We start from the raw sequence: 12,478 nt of genomic DNA, 5'->3' as shown, positions 1-12,478 counted from the left end.
CCTTTCCTCATTGTTTAATATGTATGCTTGTCTTTCTCTTTTTTTCCTTTAGATTAAAAAGAAGGAGAGTCCCTCTTCAAAGGAACTCTCCAACGTTTATAACTTTATTTCATCCCCAGCCTTCATAATGACACCATTTCCACTTGGTAAACGCTCAATAAATGATTGTGGATTTTGTTTGATCGGTGGGAAAGTATTATAATGCATCGGTACTACTGTTTTAGCTCGAAGAAATTCTGACGCTATCGCAGCATCCTCGGGACCCATAGTAAAATTATCACCAATCGGTAAAAACGCAACATCAATATCATTGTATTCTCCAATTAACTTCATATCAGTAAACAATGACGTGTCTCCTGCATGATAAATCGTTTTTCCCTCTGCTTTAAATAATATGCCAGCTGCCATTCCCATATAGATCATTTCTTTTTTATCGGTTATAAAAGAAGAACCATGAAAAGCTTGTGTTAACTTAACCGTTCCAAAACTAAACGTATGTGCTCCACCTATGTGCATACCATGAGTTTGAAGTCCTTGCCAGCTTAAATAGGTCGCTATTTCAAAATTTGCTATGACAAGAGCAGATTTCTTTTTGGCAAGCTCAATTGTGTCACCTACATGATCGTTATGACCGTGTGTTAAAATAATGACGTCTGGAGCTTCTTCCTCTACTTTTAAATCTGTAAGTTCATTCCCCTTTATGAATGGATCAATTAAAATTACTTTTCCCCCGGAAATAATTTTGACTACAGAATGACCGTGATAAGAAATATCCATCTATTCTCCTCCTTTTTTAGTTACGTCCAATAACTTCTAGTTGTATAATAAAAATCCTGCAACAGAACCGTTCTTATCATTTTGTCTATCTCATAATCTACAGTAAATTAAAATCGTATATCGTTTGAATTATTTTATAGTGGAATACATGTTTATATCAGTAAAGGTACCATGAAACATAAAAAAAGAGCGAGCCTACATAAGTAGAAGCTCCCTCTTTTATTTTTTACCTATTTATACATGACGTGTTCCTTTATTGCTGTTCTAAAAGGGTCATGACATCGGAATACAACAAATCATGAGCTTCAGCAACAGCTTGGTATGTTACATATCCACCCAGTGTATTGATTCCTTTTCGAAGAGCTTCATTATCTAAACAAGCTTTCTTGTACCCTTTATTCGCGATTTGGACGGCATATGGTACCGTTACATTTGTTAAAGCAATGGTAGATGTTCTCGGAACTGCACCTGGCATATTCGCTACTGCATAGTGCAACACATCATGCTTCAAATACGTTGGATCATCATGTGTAGTAATACGATCAGTTGTTTCGAAGATACCACCTTGATCAATCGCAATATCAACAACGACAGAACCAGGAGTCATCTTTTTAATCATATCTTCCGTTACAAGCTTTGGTGCTTTTGCTCCTGGGATAAGGACAGCTCCAATCACAAGATCTGAATCCATTAAAGCTTGCTCAATATTATAAGGGTTAGACATTAACGTTGTAACATCATTTCCAAAAATATCATCTAATTGGCGAAGACGGTCAGGATTAAGGTCAATGATACAAACTTGTGCTCCAAGGCCAATAGCCATTTTAGCGGCATTAGTTCCAGCCACTCCACCACCAATGATCGTCACCTTGCCTCTTTGCACACCTGGTACCCCAGATAGAAGTATTCCTTTACCACCATGAATTTTTTCTAAAAATTGCGCACCAATTTGAGTAGACATTCTACCAGCTACTTCACTCATTGGTGTTAATAATGGAAGTGAACGATTAGGAAGTTGAACCGTTTCATACGCAATTCCAACTACCTTGTTTTCAATTAATGCTTTTGTTAGTTCAGGCTCTGGTGCTAGATGAAGATATGTAAAAAGAATTAACCCTTCACGAAAAAAAACATATTCGCTCGGTAGTGGTTCTTTTACTTTCATCACCATGTCCATCGACCATGCTTCTTTAGCAGATGATACGATAGTAGCCCCAGCTTGTACATAAACGTCATCAGTAAACCCAGACCCTAAACCTGCCTCTGTCTCAATATATACTTCATGACCGGATTGGATTAAATTCACCACTCCTGATGGTGTCATCGCTACACGGTTCTCGTTATTTTTAATTTCCTTCGGTACACCGACACGCATACACGTAACCTCCTAATATTCTATCTGTCTTCAAAAACGGAAAATTCCATAATTACTATACCATTATGGTTTAAAGATTGGAATATTAATTTACTTCTAAAAATGTAAGCACTTACATTTTAACAAATTCCACAAAAAATATCTTTATTAATGAGCTAATTTTATTATTCACTTAATAAATTTTCAGAGAGAAACTTTACTTTGTCATCGATGTTGTTTAGATCAATATATTATATGCGATATGAGGATATAGTTTTCAAAATTCTTCTTTTATGTTAAAAACAAGGATATTTTTTAAAATAATTTTATTATATTCAAAAAACATCATGCCTTATTGGCATGATGTTTTCCAAAGGGACTAATTATTCGTATTTTTCTCCATCCTCTATCTCATCTTGACTATCTTGTTCTAGGTTTACAATAGGTCCGCCTACTGCCCCACTCGTATAAGAATTCATAATTTGCTGGCTCACTTGATTGACAGCATTTTCTTCAAATGTAATGTTATCTTTTCGATCTTTTTTCATTGACATTTTCCTCCCTTAATCAATGTGAAGAACAGTATTTATTTTTCGAAATTTGTTAACAGATATTCTAGGTAAAATATAGTAAAATGAAAGCAAAGGGGGAGGTAAAGAATGAACTTATCATACGAAAATATTTTAGTAGCTGTTGACGGTTCACAAGAAGCTGAGTGGGCATTTAAAAAAAGTATTGAAATTGCCAAGCGCAACGATGCAAGCTTGACTTTAATTCATGTCATTGACACAAGGAGTTTTGCTACAGTAGAAGCTTATGATCAAACTGTAGGACAAAGAGCTGAGAGATTTGCACAAGAATTGTTAGGTGAATACGAAAATGAGGCGAACGAAGCAGGAGTTAGAAAAGTTCACACCTTAATTGACTATGGTTCCCCAAAAGTTATTATTTCTAGAGATGCAACAAAAAAAGTAGAAGCTGACTTAATCGTTTGTGGCGCAACAGGTTTGAATGCAGTAGAACGGTTTTTCATCGGTAGTGTGTCCGAGCATATTACCCGCTCTGCAACATGCGATGTGCTTGTCGTTCGAACTAAAAAGGATTAATTATGATATAAAGAAGGTAATCTCCTTAAGGAGATTACCTTCTTTACCTTACCTAATTCCAATTATGTAAAAACTTATTAAGTCGCTTTCTTTTCCAAAACTACTTAAGTTAACATCTTTTTATTGTCTCTTACATGAGGGCTGATTTACAATAAAGAAGGAGGCGATAAGAATGAATATATCTTTTCTATTTACTTACAACCCTCGCTTAAAAATAAATCTTCCTAATCAAGAAATTATCCTTTCACACTATTCATCTAAAGAGCAGCAAAGTATTTTAAGTTTTTGGGAGAAGTGTCGTGGAAATATACCGGAATTAATTAAAGCGATTGAAATAAACATTAATGAAAAGCAAGAAGCTCTATCAAACGAAGATGAATTCGAAAAATCATGTCAACTTAACGAGGAGATTGCAGAACTAGCTTCTAAAATTAATGATTTATGGCTATGGTATAGAACCCAACCACTTATAACAGATAAATAAAAACAGCCAATTTCCAATGATGGAATCTTGGCTGATTTCATCTATTTAAACTTGAAAAGTTCAACTTTTCACTTTTTCCATAATTTTATTAAAACAAGAAAGAGTAGCTGCCGAATTCATGGAATAAGATATACCCCGAATACTCCAACCTGAATTAGGAAAAATTCCATTATTCTTATATCACTCAATCTCCTTATTATAAAACGTTATTCTTCTACTGAGTTGTTCAATACCATTTGTTTTTCATGCAAATAGCGATATTGATAATATTTTTCTGCAAAATCTGTCACCTTACGGCTTAATTGGTAATTAACGCCCGCTCCGATTGCCATACTCAGTAAAGGCAATCCTGACCACCTTTTCTTCCGAAACATAGAAATAGCTAACCCTTTCATTAACTGCTTTATAGGCCCTTCAAGCCAAGAATGATCTGTTAGCGTATCATTTTCTTCAAAAAAGTATGTTTCTTTTTTATTCAAATCAGTAATTAATTCCTCCCAGCCATAGGCTTTTAAACGACTAGGAAGGGTTGCTGCATGAAACACTTTTAGTGATGTCATCATTTCATAAGGGGTTTGTACATCATACCCGTAGGACATTGATATAAGCTGGATACTTCGAAGGTTGATAACAGCTATCGCAGGAAAATCTGCTCCAAGCGCTACGAAGCCTCCAGTTCCAGTTATTCCTCCCTGAATAAAGGAATACATTCGATGCCTTCCTGCATGCTGTTCAGCTATATAATGGAGCTGGTCAATCGTTAAATTTCGCAAGTCTTCAACTACCGCAATGTTATCTTGAAAAACTCTCGCAGTTGCAAGAATGCTTTCTCTTGCATCATTTTGCATTTGAGATCCTTGCAAAAGGGAGTGAAGATGAAAAAGAAAAGTATCTAAATTTTGAAAAATCTTTTCATTGACTTCGTCAGGCAATGAAGAAAAAGCAGCTTCGATCCACTTATCGTATGTATTCTCTAAATCATTTGTTTCATAACTATAAAGCTTAGATTTCCAACGTTCTAACTCTTCTAGTATGCTTTCTTCACGTTCCGAATAACTCAAACCAACTCCCCCATTCCTATTATTTACTGTAAAGTATACCATATCTATGTACTTCACCCTATTAAACAATTCAGTCAAAAATAAAACCTTCCCTAAATAATAAAGAGAAGGTTTTGTCAATTAGTGAGATAAACGTGTAACATCACGCGCTATCATTACTTCTTCATCGGTTGGAATAATTAAAACTTTAACAGGTGAGTGAGGATAGTTAATAAAAGTTTCCGCACCGCGGACCTTATTACGAGATGGATCCCAATATACGCCCATAAACTCTAGTCCTTTTAATACACGTTCACGAATTACATCACTATTTTCTCCAATTCCTGCTGTGAAAATAATCGCATCTACTCCGTACATTCTAGCAGCATAAGAACCAATATATTTATGGATACGATTTCCAAATACCTCTAAAGCAAGCTCGGCACGCTCATTTCCTTGCTCAGATTCTACTTCAATATCACGTAAATCACTAGAAAATCCAGAAACTCCTAGCATTCCAGATTTTTTATTTAATACATCTAATACTTCATCTGCTGACTTCCCTGTTTTATCCATAATAAATGGAATTAAAGCAGGGTCAATATTCCCTGAGCGCGTTCCCATTGTTACTCCAGCAAGTGGAGTGAATCCCATAGATGTATCAATCGATTTTCCACCTTCAATGGCTGCAATACTTGCCCCATTTCCAAGGTGACAAGAAATTAAGCGAAGTTGTTCAATTGGACGACCTAGCATTTCAGCTGCACGTTGCGAAACATATTTATGAGACGTTCCGTGGAAACCATACTTACGAATACCAAATTCTTTGTAATATTCGTAAGGGAGACTATATAAATACGAGCTTTCTGGCATTGTTTGGTGAAATGCTGTATCAAATACTGCTACTGCAGGGACATTAGGTAATACTTGTTGGAAGGCCCGAATACCTGTAATGTTTGCTGGATTGTGTAAAGGAGCCAAATCAGATAATTCTTCAATTTTCATTAACACTTCGTCTGTAATGATGGCAGAATCACTAAATACTTCTCCTCCGTGTACTACACGATGTCCAATCCCTTCTATCTCATCAAGCGACTCAATAATTCCAGTACTTGTTAATTTATTTAATAGCATTTTAACTGCTACTTCATGGTTTGGAATATCTGTTACTTCTTTTTGCTTTTCTTCATTAACGGAAATTGTAAAAATGGAATCTTTTAATCCAATACGTTCTATGATTCCTTTTGTAATAACCTTTTCTTCAGGCATTTCAAATAATTGGAATTTTAAAGATGAACTTCCTGCATTGATTGCAATAACCTTTGCCATGTGTAATTCCGCTCCTTCTATTTATAACTAACGTATTCTCGAATAGTCTGTTCATTCCTGCACAATTCTATCTCTCAATTTTTCATTTAATCACTGTATACGCTCATTTTCAACTACTACTTTGTTTGGTATCGTTTTCAATTAAAAATAAAATGTATTCAGATTATTAAGAATGATATTTTTTTCCTTTTTTTCTATTTTCAACAAAAAAACTACTCATCCCTATTGAGTAGTTTTTTCATTATTTTCCTGCTTATTTATACTCCTTGAACCATTGATCAATTTTCACAAGAATATTTTCCATCGCTTGATGGTTAGATAGTTTTGGAAGATCGACTAGAAGTATTTGTTTAGGGGGCTTCACACCCTCTGCTTTCTTTTGCATGATAAGAATACTCTTTGCCGTTTGTTCACTTTTAAACATTGAAAGAGGGAGTTGTAAAACCCCTTGTATATGTACATGCTTTTGTAAATATGTGTGTAGCTGTTCTGAATATTGCGAGGAGAATAGTCCGTTAGGAATTAAGAAAAACAAATAGCCTCCTGGTAACGTGTGCTGAACACTTTGTTCAATGAATAAATGGTGGGCATAAGAATGACCACTTTTCAAACCTAGTTCATATTCAGATGCACGAATATCATTTGGATAATATCCTACCGGTAAGTCACATACAACCGCATTTACAGGGTCAACAAATAGCGCTTCTAGTGAATCCTGATTAAAAAACTGTACTTGCTGCTTTTGCAAGTTTGCACCAGAAAAAGCTAGTTTAATTAATAAATCATCGACATCAATACCAATTGCCGATATTTCCTTTGGTGATAAACCATTTATAATAGTTGAAAGTAAATTTCCAGTTCCTACAGCAGGGTCAAGAACGGAAAAAGAACGATGTTCACTTAAAAATTTTCCGATTAAGTAACTCATCATTAAACCAATTGAATCTGGTGTCATTTGATGATTCTGTTGAACATTTTCTTTCATGCCTTTTAGAATTGAAAGTTGATAGGCTTTTCTAATTTCCTCTGTATGAAATTTTTCTAAATTTACTTCTTGATATTTCTTTGTTATTCTTTTTTTCGAAATGTCACTTAATTCATCTTGAAGAATCCCGTCTTGAAATAGGTTTTCTGCTGTTTCAGCAATTGCTTCTAAATATGTTATCGACAGCTCTTCCTGTAAGATAAGTGCCGTTTCGTCTAAAACATTAAATAATGATTCCACTGATGAAGATGTCATTATCTTCCCCTCTTTTCCATTCTCATTCTAAACTATTATTTTACATGTCATCTTAAAATAGTCAAAGAAAAACCCCGTACAAGCCGGAGTTTTAGGAATGATGACATTTTCATTATGTAGAAAATTATTAGATCGTACTTTTTGCTACTTGAATGGCTGCATCATACTTTGGATGGTCTGTTGCTTCACTAACATATTCGACGTATTGAACGACATCCTTTTCATCAATGACAAACACTGCTCTAGCTAATAAACGAAGCTCTTTTATGTGTACGCCGTAAGCTTCCCCAAAAGAAACTTCCCTGTGGTCGGACAGCACTTGAACATTTTCAAGTCCATTCGCAGCACACCAACGTTTTTGGGCAAAAGGCAAATCCATTGAAATGGTTAATACTTGAACATTTTCAAGTTTTGATGCTTCTTCATTAAATCGACGTGTTTGAGCATCACAAACCCCTGTATCGATAGATGGAATAACAGAAATAATTCGAGTTTTTCCGTTTGAATCACTTAAAGTAACGGGAGATAAATCATTCGCTAAAACTGTAAAATTCGGAGCTTTGTCTCCTACTTTCACTTCATTTCCAAGTAATGTAACTTGATTTCCTTTAAACGTAATATTCGCCATAAAAAAACCTCCTTGTTTTTTGTTCACCTCCTATATTACTGAAAAGAAATATCATTCTGCAAATATTTTGAACAAAAACCGTACAGATGTTGAATACGACATTAGGTAGACTATACAATTTATTTCACCTTTTAACTTTTACCCATAAAAAAGGTTCTCTTATCATACGAGAACCCATTGGCTTTATAAATCAATATCTTGCTTTTTTTCATCATGTTGCTTTTTCTTTCCATCGTCTTTCGACATCATTCCCTGAATCTTTTCAACTACTCCAGGAGCTAAGTCTAAAATTCTTTCTAATAAATGAGTGTTTTCATCGAGGTGTAGCATTTGAACTCCATTAGCGTTTACAATTAAAAAAGCAATTGGAGTAATTGATACTCCTCCTCCACTTCCACCACCAAATGGCTGCTTAGTACTACTTTGGCCACTATTATCCCCTTTACTATCAATTATAAATTCACTTCCACCAGCAGCAAAACCAAACCCGACTTTTGAGACAGTCAAAATCACACTACCATCTGGAGTTTCAACAGGGTCTCCAATAATAGTATTTACATCGATCATCTCTTTTAAGCTTTCCATTGCTGTGGTCATTAACCCTTCAATTGGATGATCAGACATTGTTCTTCCTCCTTACTCATACTGAATGCTTTTCCCCAGAAAGCATAGACAAAGACTTTGACTTGAACCGTACCTTTCCGCCTCTCCAATATCGAATAATCTTCATTCCTCCAAATATAGCTTGTCCGATTCTAAATTGAATCATACATGAAAACTTCGTTTGGATGATCATTCTTTGAAAAGAAGGGTGAACGGTCATGATAGGCATGGATTGTAGTTTCATTGCCTTACTAATTATGCTTACAATGATACTTTTCATACTCCATATGCCTCCAACCACAACACCTGTTGATGAAGCATCACCTGTCCCTATGACAGTCTGCCATTCTATATTTTTTACCCTTACTTTAGCTAAAAACGACTTTACAATTTTATTAAAACCAATCACATGTTCTAATATGGCTTTCATATCGTGGAAACTTGCTAAAAAATCCTTTAGGGTAATTTTATTTGTTTCTTCATTTTTTGTTTGATCACCGTTACCACTCTCATTTTCCACTTCTTCTTTTAAAACAATGGAGGCCGAATCCTCGTCTATTTTAATGAGTGGGACATTGATTTTATAACGAATTAATCCACCCCATGCTTGAAATGTTAAGGAAAAATGATCATTATCATTCCCATGATAAAAGGAAATATAAATCGTTAATTTTGTCATAATGATCGCGAAAATAACTAAAAAAATGAATGTCACAATCCCGACTATCCAAACCATGAGATTCTCCTCCTTCAACTAGCATTATGAACGAATAAGTATCCAAATAAACCTTTCTTTATGAAAAATCCATTGCTTAATAATAGAAGGGTTCAAAAGTTCTTCTATTCAGGTGTATGTTTCAATTGGACAGTAGGCAAATGTGCATAGTTTTAATTCAGAATGACAACAGGAAGGTTTTATTTCAGATTTATGAAAATAGCCGGATGAAACACTTGAAGATGTTGAGCGAAAATAAATATTTCATGGAGGGTGCATAAACGAAGGGTTGACCTCTATTGATTTGTATATATTCCCCCTACTTTACACGATGAAGTTTGAAAAGGAGAAAGCCTTTTCAAGAAGTGTCGACAAATTGAACTTCCTCTCACTTCAATAAAAAATAGTTTATAGTAAAATGAGATTTACTTTAGAAGGAGAAAAAGTGGAATCATTAATTATAAATGAAAAGCCCCGTGGTAAATACTCAATAAAAACAACAATGAAAGCACCTTTCTACAAAGGTGCTTTCATAAATATCTACAATCTCAATTATTTTTCATTTTATCCACCATAATGCTATTTATTAGTGTATTATTCTACCTTCATTGCTTGAAAATTGACACTGCTTCTCATACAATTATGCTTGCTTTTGAATTAAGTACGCATTTCTTTCATGAACTACTGTTGTATCTGCTAACAGATCGTGAACTCCTTGCTTCCTCTTCGTAAAAGCAATCACAATATACAGCAACCAAATGGTCACCGAGAGGTAGCGACCAAAAACCTCGCGAAATAATACGGTGGCCCAATCTAGCTTATTTCTTTCAATCGTTTCTACTTTTAAGCCAAAGATAATCTTCCCAAGCGTTTGTTGAAAAAACTTTGTCATCAACACAAAATACGCATAAAACGTAATGGTCGTTGTAATTGTAATCGCTGAAAAAAAACTAGTATTATCAAGTGATAAATTAAATAGCCTAAAAATTGGATAAATAACTAAACCATTAATACTCCATATTACGATTAAATCGATCACGTATGCCCACAATCTCATCCAAAAGCCAGCATACACGAATGTCTCATGTTTCTTAAGTATTTCAATCTGCTCCTCAATTCGTTCCTCGGGAGGATGAGATTCATATAGTTGGTTGTCTGACATTACTCATTCCTCCTTATTCTGAATATAAATACAATAGTCTAGGTGAATTAGGGTTACCTAATATTTTCATTAAAGCCGTCGCTTCAAAATCCTGTCCAATGAATTTCTGAGCTGACAATTCAAATAGTGAGCCTAACCCGAACCCAACGCTGTCTTCATAACGAATAACTTGTGCTCCTTCTAAATTATGGTCATTACGCATAGCGTTAATAACATCGTCCAAATAACCAAATTCATCAATTAAACCGACTTCTCTCGCTTGAAGTCCATCATAAATGCGACCGTCCGCTAATTCCCTTACTTTCTTTTCATCCATCCCTCGACCTTCAGCAATTACATCAACAAAGGCCTCATAAGAATTATCTATCATATCTTGCAATATCTTTTTCTCTTCATCGGATACCGGGCGACTTGGACTCAATATATCTTTATAAGGTCCACTCTTGATTGTTACAAATTCGACTCCATACTTTTCTGCTAATCCAGAATAATTGATGCTTTGTAAAATAACGCCAAGTGACCCTGTCATCGTTTCACGGCTTGCAAAAATTTTATCCGCAGGTGCAGAAATATAATAACCTCCTGATGCAGCCATTGATCCCATGGAAACATACAATGGTTTCTCTGTTTCCTCTTTTATTTTCACTAACATCTCATGAATTTGGGCACTCTCTGCTGTCCCGCCACCTGGCGTGTTAACACTTAAAATAATTCCTTTAACAGATGAATCCTCTTTCACCGACTTAAGTTGTTCCATAAAAAATTGATGATTATAACCTACGCTTTCAAAAAAGGAGGATGCATCTCCCCCATCTTGGATGACACCATCAACTTCTAACACCGCTATTTTACTTAGCGGATTACCATCTTCAATAACATCTTCTCCGAGCATCTCTTCTCCGAACGTCTCTTCAACATCCAAACCGGAAAAAATGTCTCCAAATAGTAGTGAAGAAACAAAATTAACTCCAATAGATACGAAAAATAATCCTGCAGCTAAGGCTAATGCCAACCAGCGCTTTCCATTCATCAATAATATCCTCCTTAAATAAGTCACCTATAAATACGTTTCGCTTACGAATGAGTTTCATTTTCATGGTAAGATTATTATATAGGGACATTAATTAACATTATTTCACCTATTTTCTAGAACTACTACAATATTCTATCAAATTTAATCCTTTTTTTGAAAGATAACTTACATTCGGAGGGGTAAAAAATGGCAGATCGAAGAAATATGTACTTTTATACAAGAAGTGATCAGGAAACCTTACAACATCTTAACGGTCTAAAAGATTTAGCTAGAAAGTACAATTTTAATATATTAGATTCTCCTGATAAAGCCAACATTATCGTTAGTGTTGGTGGAGACGGGACCTTTTTACAAGCGGTTCGAAAAACAGGCTTTAGAGAAGACTGTTTGTATGCTGGAATCTCTTCAACAGGGAGCTTAAGTATGTACTGTGACTTTCAATTAGATGATCAGCAAAAAATGATTCAAGCAATGTTAGCTGAAGAAATCGAAATCCGACGTTACCCTACCATTGAAGTAAAAGTTAATGACCAAACATCCTTCTATTGTTTAAATGAATTTAGCCTTCGTTCAGGTATTATTAAAACGTTCGTTATTGATGTATTTATTGACGATATACATTTTGAAACATTCCGCGGAGATGGAATGTTAATTGCGACTCCCACAGGAAGCACCGCCTATAATAAGTCTGTGAATGGCTCTGTTGTAGACCCAATGCTTCCATGTATTCAAGTAAGTGAGTTAGCATCCTTAAATAATAACCGGTATCGAACGCTTGGATCCTCCTTTATTTTAAGTGGACAACGAAGTCTATCCCTTCAAGTCGTTCAAGATGGAAACGATTACCCTACAATGGGCATGGATAACGAAGCATTAAGTATTCAGCATGTACAAGACATTCAAATAGGATTAAGTGGTAAAGTAATTAAAACCGTTAAGCTTAAAGACAATTCATTCTGGGAAAAAGTGAAGAGAACATTTTTATAAATGGAACAACGATAACAGTG

At 35.1% G+C, this 12,478-nt stretch carries 14 protein-coding genes; 3 read left to right on the top strand and 11 right to left on the bottom strand.

Annotated features, from left to right (window positions below):
- Positions 1 to 96: 96 nt before the first annotated feature.
- The 3 genes from WAK64_RS00135 to WAK64_RS00125 form a co-directional block, all read right to left on the bottom strand.
- Positions 97 to 777: a metal-dependent hydrolase gene (locus WAK64_RS00135; protein WP_336584894.1), complete on the bottom strand. Its 681-nt coding sequence runs from the start codon at positions 775 to 777 to the stop codon at positions 97 to 99.
- A gap of 253 nt (positions 778 to 1,030) precedes the next feature.
- Positions 1,031 to 2,152: an alanine dehydrogenase gene (ald, locus tag WAK64_RS00130; protein WP_336584893.1), complete on the bottom strand. Its 1,122-nt coding sequence runs from the start codon at positions 2,150 to 2,152 to the stop codon at positions 1,031 to 1,033.
- 362 nt (positions 2,153 to 2,514) lie between these two features.
- Positions 2,515 to 2,679 (bottom strand): hypothetical protein, encoded by a 165-nt coding sequence (locus WAK64_RS00125; RefSeq protein WP_336584892.1) that lies wholly within the window; start codon positions 2,677 to 2,679, stop codon positions 2,515 to 2,517.
- Between the two features lie 111 nt (positions 2,680 to 2,790).
- On the opposite strand from WAK64_RS00125, the gene WAK64_RS00120 reads away from it, so the two are divergent.
- Both WAK64_RS00120 and WAK64_RS00115 read left to right on the top strand, forming a co-directional pair.
- Positions 2,791 to 3,237, top strand: coding sequence for a universal stress protein (locus tag WAK64_RS00120; protein WP_336584891.1), 447 nt, complete (start codon positions 2,791 to 2,793; stop codon positions 3,235 to 3,237).
- A 172-nt stretch (positions 3,238 to 3,409) separates the two neighbouring features.
- Positions 3,410 to 3,721: a hypothetical protein gene (locus tag WAK64_RS00115; protein WP_419465874.1), complete on the top strand. Its 312-nt coding sequence runs from the start codon at positions 3,410 to 3,412 to the stop codon at positions 3,719 to 3,721.
- Between the two features lie 206 nt (positions 3,722 to 3,927).
- Here WAK64_RS00115 and WAK64_RS00110 read toward each other — a convergent pair whose 3' ends face one another.
- The 8 genes from WAK64_RS00110 to sppA all read right to left on the bottom strand — a co-directional run bounded on the left by WAK64_RS00110 (position 3,928) and on the right by sppA (position 11,468).
- Entirely contained in the window at positions 3,928 to 4,782 is an 855-nt protein-coding gene (locus WAK64_RS00110) for an EcsC family protein (RefSeq protein WP_336584890.1), read from the bottom strand.
- Between the two features lie 120 nt (positions 4,783 to 4,902).
- The gene (locus WAK64_RS00105) at positions 4,903 to 6,090 is read right to left on the bottom strand and encodes an acetate kinase (RefSeq protein ID WP_336584889.1); all 1,188 of its coding nucleotides are present in this window, start codon (positions 6,088 to 6,090) and stop codon (positions 4,903 to 4,905) included.
- Positions 6,091 to 6,343: 253 nt separating this feature from the next.
- Positions 6,344 to 7,330: a class I SAM-dependent methyltransferase gene (locus WAK64_RS00100; RefSeq protein ID WP_336584888.1), complete on the bottom strand. Its 987-nt coding sequence runs from the start codon at positions 7,328 to 7,330 to the stop codon at positions 6,344 to 6,346.
- 127 nt (positions 7,331 to 7,457) lie between these two features.
- On the bottom strand, positions 7,458 to 7,958 hold the full coding sequence (gene tpx / locus WAK64_RS00095; RefSeq protein ID WP_336584887.1) for a thiol peroxidase: 501 nt from the start codon (positions 7,956 to 7,958) through the stop codon (positions 7,458 to 7,460).
- A 183-nt stretch (positions 7,959 to 8,141) separates the two neighbouring features.
- On the bottom strand, positions 8,142 to 8,582 hold the full coding sequence (gene ytfJ, locus WAK64_RS00090) for a GerW family sporulation protein (protein ID WP_336584886.1): 441 nt from the start codon (positions 8,580 to 8,582) through the stop codon (positions 8,142 to 8,144).
- Between the two features lie 16 nt (positions 8,583 to 8,598).
- Positions 8,599 to 9,297: a DUF2953 domain-containing protein gene (locus WAK64_RS00085; protein WP_336584885.1), complete on the bottom strand. Its 699-nt coding sequence runs from the start codon at positions 9,295 to 9,297 to the stop codon at positions 8,599 to 8,601.
- Positions 9,298 to 9,916: 619 nt separating this feature from the next.
- Positions 9,917 to 10,438: an RDD family protein gene (locus WAK64_RS00080; protein WP_336584884.1), complete on the bottom strand. Its 522-nt coding sequence runs from the start codon at positions 10,436 to 10,438 to the stop codon at positions 9,917 to 9,919.
- Between the two features lie 13 nt (positions 10,439 to 10,451).
- Positions 10,452 to 11,468: a signal peptide peptidase SppA gene (gene sppA / locus WAK64_RS00075; protein ID WP_336584883.1), complete on the bottom strand. Its 1,017-nt coding sequence runs from the start codon at positions 11,466 to 11,468 to the stop codon at positions 10,452 to 10,454.
- Positions 11,469 to 11,657: 189 nt separating this feature from the next.
- On the opposite strand from sppA, the gene WAK64_RS00070 reads away from it, so the two are divergent.
- Entirely contained in the window at positions 11,658 to 12,458 is an 801-nt protein-coding gene (locus WAK64_RS00070) for an NAD kinase (protein ID WP_336584882.1), read from the top strand.
- Positions 12,459 to 12,478 lie beyond the last annotated feature (20 nt).

The organism is Bacillus spongiae (assembly GCF_037120725.1).
In the GTDB taxonomy this organism is placed as follows: domain Bacteria; phylum Bacillota; class Bacilli; order Bacillales; family Bacillaceae_K; genus Bacillus_CI; species Bacillus_CI spongiae.
The sequence above is the reverse complement of the archived record's forward strand: the minus strand, read 5'-3'. Positions and strand labels throughout refer to the sequence as shown.